Origin of the sequence: Belnapia sp. F-4-1, from assembly GCF_000802185.1 — a bacterium.
Classification (GTDB): domain Bacteria; phylum Pseudomonadota; class Alphaproteobacteria; order Acetobacterales; family Acetobacteraceae; genus Belnapia.
Genome location: NZ_KN676114.1, coordinates 113,909 through 137,054, shown reverse-complemented (window position 1 = coordinate 137,054; position 23,146 = coordinate 113,909). Strand labels below are relative to the sequence as shown.

Sequence of the window (23,146 nt, the reverse complement as noted above, 5' to 3'; positions counted from 1 at the left end):
TCGGATGCCGTCGTTCCACCCATATTGCTCCCCGCGATTGGTGGGACGCCCGCGGGGCATTCCCGCGGGCTAGTGAAAGTTACACCGCCGCGAGTGGCAGTTCGGCGTGCTCTGGAGGCGTCACCGCAGAGGGCTTGGGCAGGAACACATTGCCGAAGTCCTCGTCGTCCACAGCTTCGAGCATGCCGAGTGCGTCGTCAGGCTCCGCGACCCGCTCGCCATGCATCTTAAAAAGGTTGTCTTTATCGAAGTTGGCGGGCTTGTCCTCGCGCCATGCCCGTTTGGTGCGGCGGAGTTGCTTGGCTACGTGCTCGACCGCCAGCGAGAGCGCGGCGTGGGCGTCCTTGTGGGATCCGCGCCCGTCGAAGTCTATGTCCCCGGCGACATGGAAACGGATGTTGCAGCAGAAGCCGTTGCCTTTGGCTGCACGAGAGAAGATGACGATTGCGTCCGCGGCACGTTGGAAATACTTCGCTGCCAGCGCCCGCATCTCTGCCTCGACGTGGCCTTTCAAAGTCTCTCCGACATCGAGGTGCCTTCCTGTGACGGAAACCTGTGTGTTCTCAGGTATATCGGCACCAAGAGAACTGGACATGTTACCTCCGTTGCTGACCAACCCTTACACGGTAGCGAGAGATGACGACGCGAAGAACGCCAAACTATTCCCTTACATTCAACTGTTTGGGATTATTCAGCGCTTGCAACCATCGTCATAGTATGCGTAGGATCGACCTGCCATCTGCTGTCGCTTTGTTGCACGGGTCAGCGTAGTGGGCGCATTGAGCCCTACCCCTGTTCCGGATCATGCGGTTGCGGCGGCCACATGCGATTGCGTTACGAGAACCGCGGGACCCTGGTGACGCTGTCTGGGTCGGTGCGGCGGCGGCTGAAGATCCGCCGCTGCGAGCATGAGGGCTGTGCACGTCATCGCCTGGCGTACCGGCCCGAGGCGGAGGGCGCGATGGCACTCCCCCAGCATGAGTTCGGCCTGGACGTGGTGGCGCTGGTGGGAGTGCTGCGTCACCGGGATCACCGCATCGTGCCGGAGATCCATGCCGCCCTGCGGGGGCGTGGGGTGGAGATTGCCGGGCGGAGCGTGACCAATCTGCTGGACCGTTATGACGAGTTGCTGGCCACCTCGCTGACAGACACCCGGCGACTGCGCCGGATTCTGACCAGGCAAGGGCGGGCCATCCTGGCCCTGGACGGCATGCAGCTAGACGTCGGCCATGAGGTGCTGTGGGTGGTGCGCGAGTGCCTCTCGGGCGAGGTGCTGTTGGCGGGCAGCCTGTTGTCGGGCACGGCCGAGGACCTGGCGTCCTTGCTCGCCGAGGTGGCGAAAGCGATCGGGGTACCGGTGGAGGGTGTGGTTAGCGACGGGCAGACCTCGATCCGGCGGCCGGTGGAATGGGCTCTGCCCGGCGTGCCGCACCAGCTCTGCCAGTTTCACTTCCTGCGGGAAGCGGCGAACCCGGTCTACGAGGCGGACCGGCATGCCAAGAAGGAACTCAAGAAGGGGGTGCGTGGGGTACGCCGGATCGAGCGCACGGTGGGGGGACGCCAGGATGGTAAGGCTGAGCTGGTGCTGGGTTACTGCGCGGCCGTACGCAGCGCCATCACGGATGACGGGCGCACCCCGCTCGCCGCCCCTGGGCTGAAGCTCAAGCGACGGCTGAAGGCGGTGGCGGACAGCCTGGGGGACTGTCAGGAATTCTGTGTAGGGCCGCGATGATCAGGTGATGGCAAAGCGGTCCTCGAAGAGGATGGCGAACTGGGCCTTGGCGGCGGTCCACTCTTTCTGTGGCATCTTCCATTCCTTGGCAGTGAGCCGCAACACCAAGCACAGCAGCTTCAGCGCGGCCTCGTCGGTCGGGAAGTGGCCGCGGGCGCGAACTGCGCGTCGCAGCTTGGCATGCAAGGCTTCTATGGAGTTCGTTGTGTAGATGATCCGCCGCACATCGGCGGGAAAGGCATAGAACGGGATCACCTCCGGCCAGTGCCGTCGCCAGGTTTGGCCGATGACGGGGTATTTGCGGCCCCACTGGCCTTGCGTCGAAGGCTTCGAGGGCAGCCTGCCCAGCATCGGCGTTGCGCGCCCGGTAGACTTCCCGCAGGGCTGCAGCAACAGCGCGGCGGTCCTTGTAGGAGACGTAGTCCAGCGAGGTGCGCAGCAGGTGGACAATGCAGGCCTGCACCTGGGTCCGCGGGAACACGGCGGCGATCGCCTCGGGGAAGCCCTTCAGGCCGTCGACGACGGCGATGAGGATGTCCTCGATGCCGCGGTCCCGGAGCTCGTTCATGACGCGCAGCCAGAACTTGCCACCCTCGGTCTGCTCGATCCACAGCCCCAGCACCTCCTTGGTGCCGTCCGGGCGGACGCCAAGGGCAACATAGACGGCTTTATTCCGAACGGTGCCCTCGTCGCGGACCTTGACCCGGAGCGCGTCGAGGAACACCAGCGGGTACAACGCCTCGAGCGGGCGGTCCTGCCATTCGGCCACTTCATCGAGGACGGCGTCGGTGACCGCGCTGACCAGGTCGGGTGAGACCTCGATGCCGTAGAGCTCGCGCAGGTGCCCTGGATCTCGCGGGTGCTCATGCCCCGGGCATACATCGACACGATCTTGTCGTCGAAGCCGGGAAAGCGGCGCTGATACTTGGCAATCAGCTGCGGGTCGAAGGTCGACAGCCGGTCCCGCGGCACCTGCAGATCCAGCCGGCCGGTGCCGGTCAGCACCGTCTTGCTGCCATAGCCGTTGCGGCTGTTGGCCCGGCCATCCGGCTCGCCACCCTCGAGGTGGTGGTCCAGCTCGGCGTTCAGCGCCCGTTCCGCGAGCGCCTTCTTGAGCCCGTCCAGTAACCCGCCGTCGGCCAGGGCGGCCCGGGCGTCAGACCCGGCCAGGAGCTGGTTCAGCAACTCATCCGACATGTGGGGTTGTTTGCGTCTCGGCATACGGTGGCTCCCTCAGCAGCATCGTACGGCCCAGAACTGGAGCGCACTCCGCCACTGTCTTGAACAACGCCGCCATGCACGGACGCTGCGGACCCAGTTCCGGCGCAACCCACAGGCCTAATTGGCCACTCTCGAACAACTCGCCTGCCAGCTAACTTTGCCGACCTAGTTTTTTTAAACGTCTCCTGCGCCACAGCGTCCTTCTTGGGGTGGTATGGTCGTGGCTGCAGCCGCGTCAGACCAAGCTGGTGCAGCCATCCGCCTATCGTGCCCTCACGCACCTCGACCCCAAACCGACGGGCGACCTCAGCGCGCAGGTCGGCGCAACGCCACCGCACCACCTTGTCCCGCTCCGCGTCCGGCCCTGCCACAACGAGGGCCTTCAGCTCAGCTTTCTGCTCGGGCGTCAGCAGTGGCGCACGGCCAGGGATGGGGCGCGACTGCAAGCCAGCAACACCACCCTCATTGTAGCGGTGAACCCAGTCCCGCAGGGTCTGCCGATCAATGCCGCACTGCTCCGCCGCCTGCTGCCGCGGCACATTCTCCAGGACCAGCGCAACCGCCAGCAATCGCCGAACCTGGGCGGGATCCTCACTCGCACGGGCTGCCGCCCGCAGCTGCGCCGGCGTCAGCTCATCCCGGGTCACCGCCATTGCCGTTGCCATACTGCCCTCCCCAGCGAACCATTACTTGGCTCATCGAATCAGCCGATCCACGGCCCGAAAGACGCAAGAGAGTCAGTCCCAAATCAGGTTGGTATCATCCCTGCGTCCCGCCCCTCCGAAAATGAAAGATCATCTCAAAGCGCCGGACAACTTCCCTGACAGAGAGGGACCGCGACGGGAACCTTGTCGATACCATGCTGAACGAGCACCGCGACATGGCAGCGGCCCAGGCCTTTTTCCGCTCGGCAGAGTCGGTCACTGGCCAAGTCCCTGACCAGGTTACCACGGACGGGCACGGCCCCTACCCGCGTGCGATTAGATCAACGCTTGGTCGGCGTGTCGTACACCGGGCCAGCGCCTTCAAAAACAACGGACTGGAGCAAGACCACCGCGGCGTGAAAAGCCGCATTCAGTGTATGCGGGGCTTCAAAGGCTACGCGTCAGCGGAGCGCTTCTGCTGAAGCTATGAGGAGCTCCGCAACTTCCTCCGCCTCCAGACCCGCCATAAACAGCACGTCACCGCCAACCGCCGTCGTCTGCTTCACCGCCGTCGCGCCACTACTGCGCTCGCTATTCTGCAAATGGCGTAGCCGATACCAGCCATCATCTCGCGTCGTCCGGTTGGCGCGAGCGCTGAAAGAACCGCTGAAGGCTGCAGCTATGCGGCTGGGGCTACAGATGTCGGACGCGACCTCTCGTAGGCGCGGTGCTGCAGAAACATGGAAAAAAGAAACCCCGCCGAGTGACCCGGCGGGGTGAGTTTGAAACAGGGAGGAAACACTAACCTCTCTTTACCGTGAACTCATTGCTCATTCCTGAACACTGAGGCATAGCGCAGACTTTTGGGTACCTTCGCTCTGGGTGGTGTTTAGGCGGCCTTGACGCCCTGGAGGAAGGTGGTGACCTCGGCGCCGAGGCGCTCGGACTGGCGGGACACCTCCCCGGCGGCCTGGAGGACGTGACCGGCAGCCTCGCCGGTCTCGGCCGAGGCGCGGCTGACGCCGCCGATGTTGCGGGTGACCTCCTGGGTGCCGGCGGCGGCCTGCTGGACGTTGCGGGCGATCTCCTGGGTGGCCGAGCCCTGCTCCTCGACGGCGGCGGCGATGGCGCCGGCGATCTGGTTGACCTCGCCGATGGTGCTGGCGATGCCCTGGATGGCGGCCACCGCGTCGCGGGTGGCGGTCTGGATCTGGCCGACCTGGACCGAGATCTCCTCGGTGGCCTTGGCGGTCTGCCCGGCCAGCGCCTTGACCTCGGAGGCGACCACGGCAAAGCCCTTGCCGGCATCGCCGGCGCGCGCCGCCTCGATCGTGGCGTTCAGCGCCAGCAGGTTGGTTTGGCTGGCGATGTCGCTGATCAGCCGCACCACCTCGCCGATCCGCTGGGCGCCGTCGGCGAGCTCGCGCACGGTGGCGTCCGTCCGCCGGGCGTCGTCCGCCGCACGGCCGGCCACCTTGGCCGACTGCGCCACCTGGCGGGAGATCTCGGAGACCGAGGCCGAGAGCTCCTCGGCGGCGGCTGCCACGGTCTGCACGTTGCCGCTGGCCTGCTCGGCGGCCACCGCCACCGCCCCCGCCTGGGCGCTGGCCTGGCCGGCACTGCCCGACATCACCGCCGAGGTCGCCTGCAGCTCCGTCGCCGCCGAGGCCAGGGTGCTGGACAGCTGCCCCACCGCTCCCTCAAACCCGCGCGTCAGGTCCGCCAGATGGGCCGCACGCCGGGTCTCGATCTCTTGCAGCCGCGCCTGCTCCGCCGCCAGCCGGTCGGCCTCCTGCAGCCCCGCGCGGCACTCCTGCACTGCACGAGCCATGTCGCCAATTTCGTCGGGCATCGTCACACAAGGAAGGTCGAAGGCATAATCGCGCTTGGCCAGCTGGCGCATCACCCCGGCCAGCCGGGCAATGCGCTTGATGATGCTCGCATTCAACCAAAGCACCGAGGCCAGCGTCATGGCGGCGGCGAACATGGTGACAACGCTAATTACCCACACCGCGCGCGCAGATGCCGCGTGGGCAGCAACGGCTGCGACCTGTCCCATCTGCGTGTTGAAGTTCAAGCCTTTGTCGGCTGCTTCAAGCGCCCGAGTATAAGGTGGGATGGTGGTGATGAAACGAGAGTTGGCGCCCGAACGATTGCCGGCCATCGTTTCGGCGATTACCTGATCAGCAATGCCTTTGTACTCCAACCATGCGGATCGCATTGCATCTGCATGCTGCCGTTCTTCTCCAGGCGTGATCAGCGGCTCATAAACGCGCCAAGACGTATTGAACGCTTCTGTCGCTCGATCATGACGCTGCTTGGCAGCCTGAAGCACCTGAGCATCCTCAGCGAGCACCATACTCGCAACAGCAGAGCGGTGGCGGCCAATAGCCGCAGTCACCCGACCCAGGGAGTCGATGGAGGGCATCCAGTTATCGACCATGTCGCTGGCGACGGCATCCATCTGCCAGATCTGCTGCACAGAACTCGCACCTAGGCCTGTAAGGACCAGGAAGAGAGCTCCGAAGGCGCTCATGAGCTTGGTGCGGACACTCATTTTGCTGAGGAAGGTCATTGTCATCCCGTCTGCCATTGCAGGCGTGAGCCCGCAGTTTGATCAGACTTGTGATAACGATCTCGTATTAACGAGGCACTAATAACCAATGAGTTGGTGTCTCATTGTGAGTTTGATCGCTTTGTAATCGCGAGCACAAGCAGCAAAAGGACCTCGCCGACGAAGCCGGCGAGGTAAGTTTGCAGACAGGATAAGGCTTCTTTTTGTCAGTAGAAGGTTGGATGTTCGTTAACAAACGCGACCAAACCGCTCTTGTTGGATTTGACCACGGCGGCGGCCGCTGAGGTTCAACACGATACCATTGCGCCCAATTGCAACTTAAACGGGTGCATGAAACGCAATGAGTTATCGTGAGTTGTAGGATGTGAGGCTCTGGACGGCCTCACCCTGTGATTAGTCCCATAACTTGCGCCCACTCCTTGCTATCGAGGGGCGGGCGTTCTCTTGCCTCGCAACGTATACCACTTCGAGTTGATAAAGCGGCCGCTTCTCTTGAGGAATAATCAAAAACTCAACCACAAGGGGTGAGTTACAGGTTGAATGCTCCATACAGTTTGAACTTAGGGCCGCCGTCCCCTCCCAGGAACAGCCTTTTTTGCTTGCAGGCCGATTGCGGCAGCGCTGTTTCACCTGCGATAATCTCCCCGCTTATCACTGGTGATGCATTTGCCTTGGCTCCCGGTACTTGAGCCAGGGTAGACGACGGTGATTGCAGCGGCAGGCGCTATGGTAAGAGGTTCGGCAGGTCCTATGCGGAGCTCCCATGCCGCTGCAGTTGCCATTGGGCCCATGTGTGTAGATAAGGCCCATGCTTCCCACTGATCGACCTCTGCGACTGGCCACTCACAGTGGCACTTTCCACGCCGATGACTGCCTCGCCTATGTCGTCCTGACCGGCGCCCTGGGGCTCGGTGCAGATGATGGCACGCACGTGCTGGTCCGCACCCGCGAACGCGCTGCCCTGGAGGCTGCCGACATCGTCTGGGATGTCGGCGGCACTGCCGACGAGGCCCGCTGGCGCTTTGACCATCACCAACCTGGCGCACCCAAAGCGCCGAATGGCGACCCGTTGAGCTCGGCAGGTTTGGTGTGGCGCACCGACAACCTGGGCAATGGCCTGAGCCTGGGGCAGCTCTATGTGCGCAATACCCTGGCGAAGTCGGGTTTCCAGGAGGTCGCAGACGAAGTGGTGGCCCGCATAGCCGAAAATGTCCGTTACAAGTTCGTGCGCCATGTCGATCTTGTGGACAATGGCGTCGAGCGCGCCGCTCCCACCGACCTCACCGCGATGGTAGATGCTTTCAACAGCGCCTGGGATGAGCCGAGCCAATCCGACCCCGCCGCGTTCGAGGCGCGGCAACTTGCCGGGTTCCTGCGGGCCAGCCAGATGGTCGCCGTGGCATTGGAGCAGCACGTCGAGAAGGAACGCGGCGCCGCCTTTGCCTACCGGGCCGTAGCGCAGGCCTGGGAGGATTGCCGATCAGGGATTAGCGGCCTCCACCCCGATTTGTTGGAGTTACCGCGCGGCATGCCATGGCAGCGAACGGCCTTCGAACTGGCCATGCCCATCCTTTACGTGATGAGCCCGGAGCCGGACGGCCGCTGGAAGCTACAAGCGATGCCGGCCGAGAAGGGCAGTCTCAGGAACCGCCTCGACATGCCCGAAGCTTGGCGCGGCCTGCAGGATGCTGCCCTCGAGAAGGCGTGTGGTATTCCGGGGGCGGTGTTCGTCCACCGCGGTGGCCACTTGGCCATCGCCACAACCCGGGAGGCAGCGCTGGCCATGGGCCAAGCTTGCTTGGCCAACAAGCCTTCCCCCGCTGAGGCGCTGCGCAAGGCCTGGGGTCGATAAGAACTGCGCTCCATGGTGCGTCCCTCCTCCTCCCTGACGCAAGGTACAGGGGGGGAAAGCAGCCGCTGGAGGTGCTATCGGGCCTCGCGCCACGCTGCCCGTTTGGCCCCCTAGAGCTTGTTAGGTACCTGCTGCCGGTAGAGCGACTTGCTTGAGCATGAGGCAGACGAAGGCGACGAGGTGGAAATCGGCGAGCGTGCTGGCGTAGCGCTCGTAGTCTTTGACGAGGCGGCGGAAGCGCGTCGTCCAGGCGAAGGAGTGCTCGACCACCTATCTGCGAGGCAGGAGGACGAAGCCGCGTTTGGCTTCGGGCAGCTTGACGACCTCGAGTTCGATGCCGTGCTGGCGGGCGGCGTTAGCGGCGCGTTCGCCGGTGTAGCCCGCATCGACATAGGCGAGGTCGACGCTGCCGCCGGTCTCTGACTGCACGGCCTGCGCGAGTTGCTCGACCTGGCCGCGATCCTCGGCGTTGGCTGGGGTGACGTGCAGGGCCAGCAGATGCCCGAGCGTATCGACGGCGAGGTGCAGCTTGGAGCCGCGCTCGCGTTTGGCGCCGTCATACCCGGCGCGCTCGCCGCTCTCGGGCGTCGAGCGCAGGGTGCGGCTGTCGAGGATGGCGGCACTCGGCTCGGCCTTGCGGCCGGCGGCCAGGCGGAGGATGGCGCGGAGGTCGCTGGCCAGGGCTTCGAACACGCCAGCGGCCAGCCAGCGTTGGGCCTGCTGGTAGACCGCCGCCCAGGGCGGCAGGTCATTGGGCATGGCGCGCCAAGGAATGCCGTTCCGGATGACGTAGCGCAGGCCGTTGAACAGCTCACGGAGCGAGTACAGTCGCTGGCTTGCATCCTCACGCAAGAGAACCAAATAGGACGCGATCAGCGCCCATTCTTCATCGGAGACATCAGACGGGTATGGCTTGCGGGCAGACTGCATCCCTCATGCTGACGAATACTACAGCAATGGTCCATAACACCCTCTAGCTTCTGCACCTGATGTTAAGTTGCTGAGTTTTAAACTGGACCTCCTGAGCTCGCCGCCTCTCTGCACGCCACCCGACGAGGGCGTTCAATACGATAAATGTACAACTTACAAGGGCGCCGGAAACCGCAATCACAGTAAGTATGCTCGGAAGAGTCTCACCTCGGTCGTTGCGTGGGTCTAGTGACCGCGTCTCAGCGTGCTTCAAGGCAGTCTCTCGCCACACCTCTATCTCTCGGCGCGCTACGGCCTCTCGCAACTCAGCTTTTCGCCGTGCTGCTTTCAGTTCTTCTTGTGCCGCTGTCTCCAGCTGAGTGGCCGCATGTGCCGCCTGGCTAGATGCTCTGGACAGCTCTGCTCCTACCCGCGCCCTCAGCTTCCTCCCTGGTTCCGATCTCCTCCCTCGTCCTGCCACCGTCAACTCCAACGCTCGCGCTGCGGACCGCCGAATTTCTGCTGCGAATCCTGCAGTCCTCTGCGCTATAGCCTCGCGTTGCGCTACCTCCTCCCACGCTTCGGCTTGCCACTGCGTCGCCTCAAGCGCTTGCCGCTGCGTGACTTCTATCTCGTGCGCCATATAAAGCGCGGTTCGCAATGCAGCGTTGTACTCCTCGGCTGCTCGCCACGTGAGCCAAAAGCTCAAGGTGAGAGTGAGGAGCGATAATCCCAATAATCCTGCCCATTTCCGAACTGCATGCCACCTGTAGGCGGCCTCTTGTCCGGCATTATCCATGTTGAGCCCTTTGCCGCGTGCAGAAGGTCGATTGTGACGCCGCCCTACCAAGCAGCGGCAGCGGACAGGCTGACAGAGGCAGTATTGCTCACGACGCCTATCGTCTCTAGCGTTATGTAGCTGGGAGACCTTGTTGCACCGGTCGCCGGCTTGGGTGGCTTTGGGTGGGCTGAGGCGGTTTTGTCAGATTTCGCGTCAGTAGAGCCGTTTGGCCGGCTTGAGCAGGGCTGATAGGCTTCCGGGACGAGGGAACGGGGGCCGGGGATGAACTGTGTGGGCATTGCCAACTTCGTGGTCTGTGGCCGGAATGAAGTGGCTGGGGCATGCTGGCGGTATGACGTCCGAGTTCGCCACCTATCCCGGATACCGCTTCCCGATTGAGATCATCAGCCGCGCGATCTGGCTGTACCACGTCTTCGGCCTGAGTTTCCGAGACGTTGAACTGCTCTTGGCCGAGCGGGGCATCACGGTCACCCACGAGAGCATACGGCAGTGGTGCCTCAAGTTTGGCGCTGATTTCGCCCGCAAGCTCCGCCGCCGTCGGCCCAAGCCGGGCGATACATGGCATCTCGATGAGGTGTTCCTGAAGATCAATGGCGAACTGCACTACCTTTGGCGTGCGGTGGATCAGCATGGCGTCGTGCTCGACATCCTGGTTCAGGACCGGCGAAATGCCAGTGCCGCAAAGCGGTTCTTCAAGCGGTTGTTGGCTGGGCTCAAATACAAGCCTCGGCGCATCGTCACCGACGGCCTGCGCAGCTACGGCGTTGCACAACGCGATATCCTGCCCGAGGTGAAGCACCAAACCAGTCGCTACCTGAACAACCGTGCCGAGAACTCTCATAGGCCGACGCGACGTCGAGAGCGCCAGATGCAGCGGTTCAAGCCGCCGGAGCAGGCCCAGCGCTTCCTGTCATCCCACGCGATAATCTATGGCCACTTCCGTCCGCGGCGGCATCTGATGACCGCTGCTGAGTACCGTGATGTCCGCGCCAAGGCCTTCCGGATCTGGCAGCAGGAGACGTGCTTCCAGATGACCGCGTAAGCACGACGGGTGTCATGCTGCGCGGTCAAACGTGTCCATCAACCCAACAACTTGGCAATGCCTCCGCGTCTTGTGCGGCACGCGGACCAAGAAGGCGGCACCGTTACGGCAGTGGCGTGGCTCCGATGCTCACTGATCCCGTCGATCCCGTTACCTTGCTGACCAATACCCTGACCGGCCTATCCAGGAAGCAGCAGGCAGCCACCTTGGAGCGCGTGATGCGGGCTTACGTGCGCATCTGTCAGGAGGCCTATCCCCGCATGTCGTTGGCCGAGATCACCGGGCAGTTTGGCGCTATCGCCGAGGCCGCAACGGCGCGGTTGGCGGGGGCGAGAGTGAAAGAGGAGACGAAGGCTGCGACGGCACGGCTGGCGAAGATGATGGCGGCAGCCTCGACCGGGAGCCGGATGGCATAGCTGCAGCATGACCCTCTTCCCCGGCCCGCCCTAACCCCAGCGGGCCGGTGTGGGCTTAAAAAGAAGCCCGCCCTCTGACACGGGTGAGGGCGGGCCAAGGCGGGATCCTTAGGGAGTGAGGTTGTATAAGAATCACCCCACACAACTATAAATATGAGATTGCGTTTCATGCAATATTATTGGTTGCAGCTACCAGTGGAGTATCTTACCGCAGGTTAGCCACATGCCGTTGCTGGGGTAGCACCTCACGCCCAACGCCATACCTGGGGAGCGCCCAAGAAGGCTCTCAAACCCGCCACCGGTGGGAGCCTCAAACGGTTCCAGCCTACTCTCTGATAACCATGCCCATCGTCTGAGGCAGCCGGCCCTAGCGCTCGAGGGAGTGGCAACAACGCAGCCCATCAGGTTGATCAGACCGATGCGGCCCTTAACCCCCGCAAGGCCGAGCTTCAGATCAGGCGCATTGAGGAGAGCTTGCTTTGGTCCCAGGCCGCGTCTGACTTAGAAGGCTGGTCCGCTGATAGGGACTCCAAATGGGCAAGCTGATTGCGCCTTTCCTCGCACTGATCGCGGCGGGGCTCACGGCCTGCGATGACCCGCCGAAGAACACGTCTGGTCCTGAACCCGTCCTTGCAGCCGCACGCCAAGCTGCAGAAGCGCAGGTACGGGCCAGGTTGCGCATGATGGGTGAAATGCAAATGCGCGCGGTGCAAGTTTGGCAACAGCAGGTGTCGAACACCATCGCTGTTTGCGGTCAGGTCAATCCGACCGGCGAGGCCAACGATCCCTTTATCCCATTTGTCGCAGTCGTCGCCCTAAAGGAGGGAAGGACTGAGCGAACGGACCTGGTGATCGGCATGTCCAATTCAGAAGCAGGTCGCGTCTTTGTCGAGATGCTTGACCGCTGCTTTGAGGGTGGCGGCCCGCCGACAGAGCGCCTGCAGGCGCGCGCCTTGCCGCCGTTGCCACTTGACGCGGCACTTGCCCAACAGCGTGCAGCGTCACCGATTAACACGCCGGCTCCAGTCATAGCCGGCTCACCGGTGCCAGTGTCACCATGGCCTGCATCACCCCCTGTAGCTGCAGGGCCAATGGTGACTACTACTGCGACCCATCCGGTGAATATCCGCAACCAACCGGGTGGTGGTGGGGCGGTGGTACGTATTGTTCCGCGCGCCTCGACGCTGCGGGTCTTCGGCGAGGCACCTGGGGGCTGGCTACAGGTGGGTGAGGACCAACCCTTCGGCTGGGTGCACGGGTCGATGCTGAGCCGTTAGGCGGCGCTGGTCAGCTTGGCCACTCGCTACTTGCTGGTTCCGGTACTCGCACCCCTAGCCGCGCCGCCGCGGCCTCCAGCTGTTCGACAGCGCCTTCGCGCCATTGATGCCGGGTCAGCAGCTTGGTCGCCTCGGCCGGCGGCATCCCGAGCGCGGCGCCGATCTCGGCGGGCCTGGTGATGCCGCGCTCTTCCAGCTCACGGCCGATAGCCATTTTCAGCCGGATCATGGTCAGCCTGTCGGCGGTTCGGCGCCGGCGCTCTTCGGGCGAGATCTTCGGCTTTGGGGACGGCATCTGGTCAGGGGATAAGCTCATGCCGTGGATGTCGGTCTCCGCCGCAGCCGATGCTAGATGGGACATGATGAAGCTGCCGGACATGCAAAAGGGCGCCAAAGGCGCCCCATGCAATCTCACCAGCTTGGCTTGTGGTGTGGCTAACCGCCGTGGCGGGTAAACTGGCTAGCGAGGGTCGGGCTGGCAGCCTGCGCCGGGACATACACCAGCGTCTGCTCACGGCCACCACCGACCAGCTGGGCCACACTGCCGCTCTGCTGCTGCGCTGTGGCCTGGCTCGAATAGGCGATGCTGCGGTTGGTGCTCTCGCCGGTGATGCGGGCATAGCCGCCACCGACCACATTCTGGCTCGGGGTCACGTACTCAACGCGGGGGCCACCATCGGCGCCGCCACCCACCAGGCGGGGGCCGCTATCCTGAGCCTGGGCAGCGCCCACGGCACCGAGGGCGATCAGCGAAGCAAATACAGTGGTGCGGAACATGGCTTGGTTCTCCGTCTCGGAGGCCAGCAGTTCAGGGCGTGACGCCCAGCCGGCCTTGCTTGAGGCGGAAGATGATCCCCGCATCGGCTCAGCACCAATACGAAGCCTGGATGCCATGCATCCATGGAATGGATGAACGGCGCGACGGCTACACGGTCACCTGGAAGCCTCGAGACAGGAGGATGCCATGCCGCGCTGCCCCACCATGCCCATGCAGGATCGCACGCTGGAGGTGGCCACAGACCAATACTGCGCCGCCTTTGGCCGTGATGCGCTGCCCTGCATCGCGGGTCTCGACAGCGCCCTGGCCGGTGCTGCCGCGACTATGCTGGCCGATGCGGTTACGGCACGGCGCCCATTGCGATACTGCGCCATCGCTGATGCGCTGGGCGGACCGCAGCCGCCAGAATGCGTATCGTTGTAGGCTTGTGGAACCGCTAGTCGATCAGCGGGCACCGTCAACTTGGCAGGGGTTACCCGCTTGCCCTTGGTCCGGTAGATACTCGGAATGAAATTGTCAGCCGCCAGCCCCCTCTATGCCGGGTTCCGGTTTCCCGCTGAGGTTATCAGCCACGCGGTTTGGTTGTATTTTCGCTTCCCCCCCCCCTCAGCCTGCGCATGGTGGAGGAGATGCTGGCGGCACGCGGCATCGTGGTCAGCCACGAGACGGTGCGGCAGTGGGCGCTCAAGTTCAGCCAGGAGTTCGCCAACCAGATCCGGCGGAGACTCCCCTGTGCTGGTGACAAGTGGCATCTCGACGAGGTGGCTATCAAGATCGCCGGGGTAAAGCACTGGCTGTGGCGTGCCGTAGATCAGGCCGGGATGGTGCTCGACGTGCTGGTCCAGAGCCGGCGCGACAAGAGGGCGGCGAAGCGCCTGCTGCGGAAGTTGTTGAAGCGGCAATGCCGGGCGCCCCGCGTCATGATCACCGACAAGCTCCCGAGTTATGGGGCGGCTAAGCGGGAGGTGATGCCCGGTGTCGAGCACCGCCAGCATAAAGGCCTGAACAACCGGGCCGAGAATTCACACCAGCCGACGCGACGACGAGAGCGGCAGATGAAGCACTTCAAGTCAGCGCGGCAGGCACAACGCTTTCTCTCCGCCCACGATCAGATCGCCAACCTCTTCCATCTTCGCCGCGACCACGTCTCCGCCAGTGAACACCGAGCCGCAAGGGTGCGGGCGTTCGAGATGTGGACAGAGATCAGCAGGGTTGCTGTAGCAGCCTAAAGTCCCTGCCCGCATCGTCCTCAGCTTGCCAGCTCGCTCGGCCTGAAGGCGACGAGTTGACGGTACCAGCCTAGTGCAGTGACACAGACGGACGATTCACGCGCCTACTGAGGCATGCCAAGCTGGGCAGATGGCCCAGGAAGTATGCGTCATTGTCGACGCTGGTGATCGTGCGCGACTGGCGGCGATCACCTCTGACCGGAACCGCCCGCAGAAGCACGTCCAACGTGCTCGGATCATCCTGCTGTCCGCCGACCGGCTCTCCGTTGCTGAGATTGCCCGTCAGGCTGCGGCAAGCCGACCGGCGGTATGGCGCTGGCAGGCGCGCTACGCGTTGGCCGGTGTGGACGGCCTGCTGCGCGACAAGACCCGCCCACCTGGCAGGGCGCCGGTGCCGACCGCAACCGTGGCGAAGGTGCTGGCGCTCACCTGCTCCGAGCCGCAGGGTCAGGCCACGCACTGGACCGGCCGGGCGATGGCGCAGGCCAGCGGCATCAGCCTGCGCTCAGTGCAGCGCATCTGGGATACCCACCGGCTGCAGCCGCACCGCCTGCGCAGCTTCAAGCGCTCCAACGATCCGGCCTTCGCCGAGAAGGTCGAGGACATCGTCGGCCTGTACATGGATCCGCCGATGCACACCGTGGTGCTGTCCATCGACGAGAAGTCGCAGATCCAGGCGCTCGATCGCACCCAGCCTGGCCTGCCGCTCAAGCCAGGCAAGTGCGGCACCATGACCCACGACTACAAGCGCAACGGCGTCACCACCCTGTTCGCCGCGCTCAATGTCCAGGATGGCACCGTGCTGGGCCGCTGCATGCCGCAGCACCGGCACCAGGAGTTCGTCCGCTTCCTTAACGCCGTGGAGCGCGCCGTGCCCGCGGGCAAGCTGATCCACGCCATCGCCGACAACTACGCCACCCACAAGCATCCCAAGGTGCGCGCCTGGCTGGAGCGGCACCCGCGCTGGGTGTTCCATTTCACGCCAACCTCGGCCTCCTGGATCAATGCCGTCTAGGGCTTCTTCTCAGCGCTGAGCCGAAGGCGCTTGCGACGAGGAGTGTTCCAATCCGTCGCCGATCTCGAGCAGGCCATCGCCCACTACATCCGCGAGCACAACGCCACGTCGAGCCCATTCGTTTGGACCAAGCCCGCCGGTACCATCCTCGCCAAGCTCGACCGGCTGCCTGCATCATCCGAATGAGTCACTGCACTAGTGGCTGGCGTCGGGCTATTCGTCATCCCGCCCTTTGGTCAAATGCCCTCCGTCTATCAGGCCGTGTTTGCATGGCTCCTTCTCGCGTTCTGGAGCTATTCGGACGGCTGGTTTGGAAAGTTCAATGCTGCCTTGGCGTTGCTTGAGGGAGCGGTGCTGCTGCGCTTTTCGATGGAGCTAGTCTATTTTTCGGTCGAAGCGTTTGGTTGATTTCTAAACGAGCCCCAAGAATTGTCTCGAAAAACCTATAGAGTCGCTGCGTCTGTATCGTGCGGTTGAAGTCGCGCTTGACCGCCATCCACGCAGCCTCGACGAGTTTCGACAGATCCAGGCGCTGCGTTCCGATATCGCCCAAGATCTTCGCCAAGGCAGCCTCGTTCCGCTCCTCGACTAGGAAGCCGGTGACCTCATGCTCCACCAACTCGGGGATGCCGCTGTGGCGAGTGGTGACCACCGGAAGCCCCCGCGCCATAGCCTCCATCAGCGCGACCGGAATGCCCTCCATGTCGCCGTCGTCGGCCGTGACGCTGTGCAGGATGAACCCATCCGCCTGGGCCAGCAGTGCCTGGACTTCATCGTGTTGCACCGCGCCCAGCAGCGTGATGTGCTGCTCCATGCCAAGCTGCTCAACCAAGGCCTTCATCTTTGGCAAAAGCGGGCCATCTCCAACAATGCTGAAGGTCATCCGAAGCTTGGGGTTGGCCCGCAGTGCTTGGGCAAAGCCTCGAATCGCGTATTCATGCCCCTTCTTCTCCGTCATCCGTCCGACTGAGATCCAATGAAGAGAGTCATGCCGCCGCCTCGGCGCGGCGCCGGCGATGAGGCCGTCGTAATCAACCCCCATATGGAGGACTGACGTCTTCTCCTTCGGGGCACCGAGGGCCCGGATTCGGCTCAGGAACACCTCGCAGACCGTGAAGATGTGCTCCGCCTCGCGGATTAGCAGGTCGTAGATGCCATCGGGGTTCTGGCGCATGTACTTCGAGATGCCATAACCATGCAGAGTCGTGGTGATCTTTGCCCGCGTTAGGCCCTTGTGCTTCATCATCGCCGCCAGACGGCCAACGGTTCCGAAGTGGCAGTGAATGATTTGGGGCCACCACCTAGGGTCGTTGACCGCATCTGCGAGCAGCAGCATTTCGTGACGAGAAAAGCCACCATTATCCCTGTCGAACAGGCATCGGCGCAGGCTCCTGAGTTGCCCCCTACGGATCATGCGCAACCCTGCCATCGCCATGCCGCGAAGTTTCTTGCGACGACTGGACGGGGGAAATGGGAAGTAGGTCACGATATCCAGCGCCTTCACGTGCTCTGGCAAAGCGAAGCTGTCCTTCGGCCTTCCGAGGGAGAGCACGCGGATGTCCGCGCCCGCATCGATCATGTCGATGACTTCATGGGCGATGAAGGTTTCCGACAACGAAGGAAACCTGTCGACGAGATAAGCAATACGCATGGGACGTGTATTACCCTTTTTTGTAAGGGGTACTCACGGAAATCATGTTCAGGGGGAGCCCCTCGGCAAATACGGTTTACCGGGCAGGTTCAAGGATGTCGTCCAGGAGGTTGCGCCGTGCACCCATGGGCACGCCGCCGCGCTCGAGAACTGCCGACGCGCAACCGGCCGGTATGCGTCTCTAGCCGCGCCACCTGGTCGCCGAAGATGCCGGTGGGGTTAGTCGCGCCGATACCTGCGCGGAAGGTATCGGCGCTTGCCCAGTAACTGACGTTGACGAAGTCGAAGGCGTCGGCCCCACCGGCTGGAGCAACTCGTGCAGACCGCCACCGAGGAAACCGTCCTGCCGCTCCAGCCTCTCCATCGTCGCCACGCAGTTGGCGAGGAAGTGCTCCCGCTCGTCCGCTGGCACCCTGAAGGGGTTGATGAGGACCACGACCTCCGGGAGAGGCGGTTGGTCGCGCCGCGTGGCCATGGGGTGTCCCAGTTCGTCGCCGGAATGGCGGAAGTCCAAAGCGCGGGCGGCGGGCCGGTTGCCCTCGCCGCTTCGCGGCATGGATCCAGCCGCTACCGCCAAGCGCCGCCGCCTCAGTCCGTGACGATCCTTGATGTCCCCCCGACGCCCGCGCCCGGTTCCCCCTTGGAGTTGACGATGCGCTCGAACTCCAGGGGGGCGCTTCCGGTGGCCGTCCTGGCCTGCCGTTCCACGGCGGCGATGATGCGGAGCAGCTCGGAGACCTGCTGCCGGTGCCAGGGCTGCCAGGCTTCCCCGTACGCGATGAGTCCGACGGCCCGGGCGAACTCGCCGTATTGCATAGTCCGGTCGGTGATCCGCAGCGCGCGCAGCACCGCTACGCCAGCGCGGGCAAACTCCAACTTGGCCTGCACGTCGAGCGTCTTAGCGGCCACGCTTCCCCCATGCTCTGCGTCCGGCATGAGGCACCCTCGGGCCCGCCAGATCAAGCGGAGGCCGGAGGAGGCGAGGCCAGACTTCGTAGGGGAGCGCCCCCTGCGAGGCCCTCGATTCCTTGACACCCGAATGGACTGGCCGACTTGCTCAGAAGCGCAGGCCCACCGTGATCTGGACGACGGGGTAGACGCGCAGTTCACCCGAGTGTCCCAGCCCCATGGCGGGCCCGCCCTCCCTGCCCCTTAGGACGGCGCCGAGGTCAAAGGAGATCGGCAGCATCCCGCCGAGGACCTCGCCGCCGTAGCCGAGGCCGACATGCGGGGCGAGCGCACCGCCGACGCGGGTTCCGGCCGAGAGGCGCGAACCGGTCCGCGCCGGGGCGGAGCGGGCGGGATACCAGTCCAGCGTCGCCCCGAACGCCTTCACGTCGGCCCTGGTGCCGTACTCGTCGCCCGACACCCGGAGCTTGTGGCCGAAATCGATGGCGCCGTAGCCGAAGCGCAGACCGATGGCCTGGACGGTTGGCGCCGCGGCGGAGAAGGTCGCTGACTGGATCAGCGAGTGCTGGACCGCCGACTGACCGAGGACCGGGCATGGCAGGAGGACGAGCGCGGCGACGAGCGCCACGGCCCCGGCTTTGCGGGCGTGCATGCAGGTGTCTCCGTTCGTCCTTGGCCTACGGCCGGGACGGGATGGGGGCCCGTTAAGGGACGCGACGAGCCATGTTTGACGGCCGGTCCGACAGGCGGGCGCTGGCGGCCATATGACGAAAGGCGCGAGGGCGGCGCTGCTGGTAAGCTTAGGAGATGGCGGTCATCGCTAAGTGGCCCTCACTGATGGTAGATCACGGTTTAGTGAGCAACCCTCAGGCAAGCAAGAAAAAGCGACCTAGCGCTTTGTGATATTTACTTACGATTCCGATACTTGCGTCGGTTTTCTCATTTGCGACAGGAGCGGTCGCCCGGCCGGAGGAAGCATGCCATGGGCCCGCGTCTTGAGTGCCTGTCGCCGACCCAAGATCAGTTACGGCGTGGCTCCGAACGGTCCCGCCGTGTCACGCTCGCCAGCGCTGGGAGGTGGCGCCAGGGGAGTAGGGCGCATTGGTCCGAAAGACGGGATCGCCTAGGGCGCGGCCGCATCCGCTGGGGCGTCCCAGCCCGGCTCCCGGCCTGGACCCACGGCGGGCTCGTCGAGGTCGCCGCGCGCCGGTACGCCTGGGTGCCGGAATCGGTGGGTGTTGCGGCGGAGCACCCAGTCGAGATGGCCGCGGGAGCACTGCGTCGACCAGCGAACCCTCGGCGAGTGCCTGGACCTACTTGATTCCACGAGGAGACGGCCCGGCCGCTGCCGAAAGCAGTCTTGCCTTGTGCGTTGCCAAGGCTTCAACGAGCCGAGCGGCGCGACGACGTCCGCCGCCGACAAGCGCAGCAGCCGATTGTCAATTGAATCGCTGAGGAACGGAGGACGATCTCCTGGCTTCGGCGACCATGAGCCGCACTGCGCCAAATGGTTCGCGGACTTCCTCCCGTCCGATGTGGCCAGGGAACTGATAACTCTTCGTTAGAAAAGCACCAGTAAGAAAGCTTGGCCGTCTTGATCCTGTGACATCAGCGCGGACTGTCCCGGGCTCAGCTGCAGGAAGCCACCGAATAGCTTGTGTCCTCGGGCCTCCTTTGAGAGGCTGTTGGTGATGCTGCACGCATGCACGGAGGCGACGATGAGCTTTGAAGGGCTAGAGAGGCATTGTCACATTGTTTGACGACCGGGCGCGTTTGACCGCAAAACGGAGCTTGCGTGATCTCACGCTGCCGTCTGGGCACACGTCTCCTGCCGCCAGATCTGGAATGCCTTGTCGCGCGAACGGTGGTACTGTTCGGCGGCCATCAGGTGCCGCCGCGGATGGAAGTGACCATAGATCATCGCGTGCGCCGAGAGGAACCGCTGAGCTTGTTCTGGTGACTTGAAGCGCTGCATCTGGCGTTCTCGACGTCGTGTTGGGCGGTGGGAATTCTCGGCACGATTGTTCAGGTAGCGGCTGGTCCGATGCTTCACACCGGGCAGGACCTCGAGCTGGGCGACGCCATAGCTGCGGAGCCCATCCGTGACGATCTTGCTGGGCTTGTACTTCAGGCCGGCCAGCAGGCGTTTGAAGAAGCGTTTGGCGGCTGTGGCATTGCGCCTTTCCTGCACGAGGATGTCGAGCACCACACCGTGCTGGTCGACCGCGCGCCAGAGGTAGAAGAGCTCGCCGTTGATCTTCAGATAAACCTCATCCATGTGCCAGGTGTCACCCGGCCTCGGCCGGCGCTTGCGCAGTTTGGCCGCGAACTCGGTACCGAAGCTGAGGCACCAACGGCGGATACTCTCGTAGCTGACCACCAAGCCGCGCTCAGCCAGGATCAGCTCGATGTCGCGCAGGCTCAGGCTGAACAGGTGATAGAGCCAGATGGCATGGTGGATGACCTCGGCCGGAAAGCGGTAGCCGGGGTAGGTGGTGGGCTCGGTCGACATCCGGCCAGCTTGGCCCAGTCAGTTCATTCCGCCCAGAGCCCAACGACTTGACAATGCCTGTCAGGGTCATCGTCAGAGGCCTCAGCTCGTTCACCGGCACTGTGCGAGGCTGGCTCTGTCCGCGAGGCATTGCAGATCGAGATCGTGCTGCCCGACGGGACGGCACAGCGGTTTCCCGAGACGATCGGCGCCCCCGCTTTGTGTCGCCTGCTGTCGGCACTGCGCGGATGATCCCGGTTCCGACCGGCGTCCGGGTGTGGTTGGCGGTTGGCCACACCGACATGCGGCGCGGCATGAATGGCCTGGCGCTGCAGGTGCAGTAGGCGCTCCGGCACGATCCCTATGCTGGTGATCTCTACGTGTTCCGGGGCCGCCGCGGCGACCTGGTCAAGATTGTCTGGCACGAAGGGCTTGGCATGTCGCTGTACGCCAAGAAGTTGGAACGGGGCTGCTTCATATGGCCGTCGCCGGCGGATGGCAGTGTGGCGATCTCGGGCGCGCAGCTGGCCTATATGTTGGACGGAATCGACTGGCGGAACCCGCAACGGACATGGCGACCCGAGGTCGCCGGCTAGGCTTCCGCCGCGGTAGTTTTCGGCTTCCTGCCATGGGTGGAGTGTGATTCGATCTCCACCGCGATGTCCGAGCCGAGCAGCACTGCCAACGACATTGTCGCCCTCCGCGCCGCTCTTGCCGCCGCGGAGCTGGCGCGGCAGGAGGCGGAGGCGCGGGCCACCGGCGCCAAGGCGATGGTGGCGCACCTCAAGCTGCTCATCGCCAAGCTCAAGCATGACAGGTTCGGCGCCTCCTCCGAGCGCAGCCGCAAGCTGATCGACCAGCTCGAGCTGGAGCTTGGCGAGTTGGTTGCCGCCGCCTGCGAGGATGCCACCAGGGCCGAGACCGCTGCGGGCAAGGATAAGGCGTCCGGCAGTGCCACGCCGCGTCGCCAACCTGTCCGGGCGCCCCTGCCGGAGCACCTGCCGCGCGAGCGCGTGGTGCTGCCAGCGCCGTCGGCCTGCCCCTGCTGCGGCGGCAAGCTCTCCAAGCTGGGCGAGGACGTCACCGAGACCTTGGAGGTCGTGCCCCGCCAATGGCAGGTCATCCAGACCGTGCGCGAGCGCTTTGCTTGTCGCTCGTGCGAGACCATTACCCAGCCGCCGGCGCCGTTTCACCCGATTGCCCGCGGCAGGGCTGGTCCTCAGCTGCTGGCTATGATCCTGGAGGCCAAGTTCGGGCAGCACTTGCCCTTGAACCGCCTCAGCGAGACCTACGCCCGCGAGGGGATAGAGCTCGGTGTGTCGACCATCGCCGACTGGGTCGGCGCCTGCACCGCTACCCTGGCGCCGCTGACGGCGCTGATCGACACCATGTGCTGACCGCCGGGCGGCTGCATGGCGACGACACCACGGTGCCGGTGCTGGCCAAGGGTCCGACGATCACCGGCCGGGTCTGGACCTATGTCCGCGACGACCGGCCCTTTGCCGGACCCGCGCCACCGGCGGCGATGTTCCGCTACTCCCGCGACCGCACCGGCGAGCATCCGCGGCGCCACCTGGCCGGCTATGTCGGCATCCTGCAGGCCGACGCCTATGCCGGGTTCAACGAGCTCTATGCCGCCAACCGCAAGCCCGGCTCGATCACCGAGGCCACATGCTGGACGCATGGCCGACGCAAGCTGTTCAAGCTCGCCGAGGTCGCCCGCGCCCCGCTCGCCGCCGAGGCAGTGCGCCGGATCGATGCGATCTTTGCCGCCGCGCGCGCCATCAATGGCCTGCCTGCCGAGCAGCGCCTGGCCGTGCGGGGGCAGCAGATCGCCCCGCTCGTCGCCGAGCTCGAGACCTGGATGCGTGAGCAGCGCGCCCGCATGTCCCACCACGCCGAAGTCGGCAAGGCCATGGACTACATGCTGACCCGCTGGGACGCCTTCAGCCGCTTTCTGCACAACGGGAGGATCTGCCTCACAAATAACGCGGCGGAGCGCGAGCTGCGGTAAGCGTCAGCCTACGGCCACGGCTTGAGCTTCTGGGCTGAGGTTCCACGGCAGCAGGTCATTGATCCTGCTGGCGAGGTGACCCTTCGCCAGCCGGTCGAGCACGGTGGCGATGTAGGCCTCGGGATTGTGGCCGTTGAGCTTGGCGGTCTCGGCGATGGTGTAGATGACGGCGGCACGTTCGCCGCCTGTGTCACCGCCGAGGAACAGAAAGTTCTTCCTGGTCACGGTAATGCCGCGCAGCAGGCGCTCCGCCAGGTTGTTGTCGATCGATAGCTGGCCGTCGTCCAGGTAGCGCATCAGTGCGTCCCACCGGCCGAGGGCATATTGCAGCGCCTTGCCCAAGTCGGACTTGCCGGAGGGCCGGCGCCGCTGCGCCTCCATCCAGTCCCGCAGCGCCACGAGCAGCGGCTTGCTGCGGGCCTGGCGCTCTGCATGGCGGCGCTCCGGCGGCAGGCCATGGAGCTCGGCCTCGATGGCGTAGAGCGCCTGGATCTGCCGCAGGCCCTCTTCGGCGATCGGCGGTTTTGTCAGGCCTCGCCCAAGCGGCGCGTTTGGGCGGCCCGGGGTAGGGCTGATAGGCTCCGGACCC

Annotated in this window: 16 protein-coding genes and 7 pseudogenes; 11 read left to right on the top strand and 12 right to left on the bottom strand. The window is 64.3% G+C overall.

Annotation, left to right across the window (positions count from 1 at the left end; genetic code table 11):
* Positions 1 to 79 precede the first annotated feature (79 nt).
* Positions 80 to 595 carry an HPF/RaiA family ribosome-associated protein gene (locus tag LH62_RS28765; RefSeq protein ID WP_082012935.1) on the bottom strand — a complete coding sequence of 172 codons (516 nt, stop codon included), beginning with the start codon at positions 593 to 595 and terminating at the stop codon, positions 80 to 82.
* 228 nt (positions 596 to 823) lie between these two features.
* On the opposite strand from LH62_RS28765, the pseudogene LH62_RS26165 reads away from it, so the two are divergent.
* Positions 824 to 1,696 (top strand): annotated as a pseudogene (locus LH62_RS26165) (ISNCY family transposase); the annotation flags it as partial.
* Positions 1,697 to 1,732: 36 nt separating this feature from the next.
* Here LH62_RS26165 and LH62_RS26160 read toward each other — a convergent pair.
* Together LH62_RS26160 and LH62_RS32805 are read right to left on the bottom strand one after the other, a co-directional pair.
* Positions 1,733 to 2,953 (bottom strand): annotated as a pseudogene (locus LH62_RS26160) (IS256 family transposase).
* Complete coding sequence (locus LH62_RS32805) at positions 2,911 to 3,606, bottom strand: IS630 family transposase (protein ID WP_369796841.1); 696 nt, start codon at positions 3,604 to 3,606, stop codon at positions 2,911 to 2,913. Before LH62_RS32805 ends, LH62_RS26160 begins: the two are co-directional and overlap by 43 nt.
* 140 nt (positions 3,607 to 3,746) lie before the next feature.
* Here LH62_RS32805 and LH62_RS32800 point away from each other — a divergent pair, with 140 nt between their 5' ends.
* Positions 3,747 to 4,079 (top strand): DDE-type integrase/transposase/recombinase, encoded by a 333-nt coding sequence (locus LH62_RS32800; protein WP_369796840.1) that lies wholly within the window; start codon positions 3,747 to 3,749, stop codon positions 4,077 to 4,079.
* Positions 4,080 to 4,486: 407 nt separating this feature from the next.
* Here the strand turns inward: LH62_RS32800 and LH62_RS29665 are convergent, their stop codons facing one another.
* On the bottom strand, positions 4,487 to 6,172 hold the full coding sequence (locus LH62_RS29665; RefSeq protein WP_043366729.1) for a methyl-accepting chemotaxis protein: 1,686 nt from the start codon (positions 6,170 to 6,172) through the stop codon (positions 4,487 to 4,489).
* Positions 6,173 to 6,980: 808 nt separating this feature from the next.
* Here LH62_RS29665 and LH62_RS26150 point away from each other — a divergent pair.
* Entirely contained in the window at positions 6,981 to 8,024 is a 1,044-nt protein-coding gene (locus LH62_RS26150; protein WP_082012932.1) for an MYG1 family protein, read from the top strand.
* Positions 8,025 to 8,144: 120 nt separating this feature from the next.
* Here the strand turns inward: LH62_RS26150 and LH62_RS26145 are convergent.
* A pseudogene (locus tag LH62_RS26145) lies at positions 8,145 to 8,954 on the bottom strand (IS5 family transposase).
* Positions 8,955 to 10,066: 1,112 nt separating this feature from the next.
* Here LH62_RS26145 and LH62_RS26140 point away from each other — a divergent pair.
* The 3 genes from LH62_RS26140 (at position 10,067) to LH62_RS29660 (ending at position 12,470) form a co-directional block, all read left to right on the top strand.
* A complete protein-coding gene (locus LH62_RS26140; RefSeq protein WP_043366728.1) occupies positions 10,067 to 10,777 on the top strand; it encodes an IS6 family transposase in 711 nt (236 codons plus the stop codon).
* A 125-nt stretch (positions 10,778 to 10,902) separates the two neighbouring features.
* The gene (locus LH62_RS26135; protein WP_043366726.1) at positions 10,903 to 11,193 is read left to right on the top strand and encodes a hypothetical protein; all 291 of its coding nucleotides are present in this window, start codon (positions 10,903 to 10,905) and stop codon (positions 11,191 to 11,193) included.
* A 533-nt stretch (positions 11,194 to 11,726) separates the two neighbouring features.
* Entirely contained in the window at positions 11,727 to 12,470 is a 744-nt protein-coding gene (locus LH62_RS29660) for an SH3 domain-containing protein (protein ID WP_082012931.1), read from the top strand.
* A 10-nt stretch (positions 12,471 to 12,480) separates the two neighbouring features.
* Here LH62_RS29660 and LH62_RS26130 read toward each other — a convergent pair whose 3' ends face one another.
* Together LH62_RS26130 and LH62_RS26125 are read right to left on the bottom strand one after the other, a co-directional pair.
* Positions 12,481 to 12,849 carry a hypothetical protein gene (locus LH62_RS26130; RefSeq protein WP_043366724.1) on the bottom strand — a complete coding sequence of 123 codons (369 nt, stop codon included), beginning with the start codon at positions 12,847 to 12,849 and terminating at the stop codon, positions 12,481 to 12,483.
* A 56-nt stretch (positions 12,850 to 12,905) separates the two neighbouring features.
* Entirely contained in the window at positions 12,906 to 13,247 is a 342-nt protein-coding gene (locus LH62_RS26125) for a hypothetical protein (RefSeq protein WP_043366723.1), read from the bottom strand.
* 187 nt (positions 13,248 to 13,434) lie between these two features.
* On the opposite strand from LH62_RS26125, the gene LH62_RS30655 reads away from it, so the two are divergent.
* From LH62_RS30655 to LH62_RS26115, 3 genes and pseudogenes are all read left to right on the top strand, one after another.
* Positions 13,435 to 13,671, top strand: coding sequence for a hypothetical protein (locus tag LH62_RS30655; RefSeq protein ID WP_144404709.1), 237 nt, complete (start codon positions 13,435 to 13,437; stop codon positions 13,669 to 13,671).
* Positions 13,672 to 13,755: 84 nt separating this feature from the next.
* Positions 13,756 to 14,477, top strand: a pseudogene (locus LH62_RS26120) (IS6 family transposase).
* A gap of 130 nt (positions 14,478 to 14,607) precedes the next feature.
* Positions 14,608 to 15,678, top strand: a pseudogene (locus LH62_RS26115) (IS630 family transposase).
* Positions 15,679 to 15,811: 133 nt separating this feature from the next.
* Here the strand turns inward: LH62_RS26115 and LH62_RS28760 are convergent.
* The 4 genes from LH62_RS28760 to LH62_RS26095 form a co-directional block, all read right to left on the bottom strand.
* The gene (locus LH62_RS28760) at positions 15,812 to 17,143 is read right to left on the bottom strand and encodes a glycosyltransferase (RefSeq protein ID WP_052215086.1); all 1,332 of its coding nucleotides are present in this window, start codon (positions 17,141 to 17,143) and stop codon (positions 15,812 to 15,814) included.
* 588 nt (positions 17,144 to 17,731) lie between these two features.
* A complete protein-coding gene (locus LH62_RS26105; protein WP_043366722.1) occupies positions 17,732 to 18,052 on the bottom strand; it encodes a hypothetical protein in 321 nt (106 codons plus the stop codon).
* Between the two features lie 148 nt (positions 18,053 to 18,200).
* Complete coding sequence (locus tag LH62_RS26100; protein WP_043366721.1) at positions 18,201 to 18,704, bottom strand: hypothetical protein; 504 nt, start codon at positions 18,702 to 18,704, stop codon at positions 18,201 to 18,203.
* A gap of 1,149 nt (positions 18,705 to 19,853) precedes the next feature.
* Complete coding sequence (locus tag LH62_RS26095; protein WP_043366720.1) at positions 19,854 to 20,564, bottom strand: IS6 family transposase; 711 nt, start codon at positions 20,562 to 20,564, stop codon at positions 19,854 to 19,856.
* Between the two features lie 338 nt (positions 20,565 to 20,902).
* Between LH62_RS26095 and tnpB the strand changes: the two are divergent.
* Positions 20,903 to 21,139: pseudogene (tnpB, locus tag LH62_RS26090) on the top strand (IS66 family insertion sequence element accessory protein TnpB); the annotation flags it as partial.
* A 63-nt stretch (positions 21,140 to 21,202) separates the two neighbouring features.
* Positions 21,203 to 22,554, top strand: a pseudogene (gene tnpC, locus LH62_RS29655) (IS66 family transposase); the annotation flags it as partial.
* A gap of 6 nt (positions 22,555 to 22,560) precedes the next feature.
* Here the strand turns inward: tnpC and LH62_RS32210 are convergent.
* A complete protein-coding gene (locus tag LH62_RS32210; RefSeq protein WP_255360035.1) occupies positions 22,561 to 23,073 on the bottom strand; it encodes a transposase in 513 nt (170 codons plus the stop codon).
* Positions 23,074 to 23,146 lie beyond the last annotated feature (73 nt).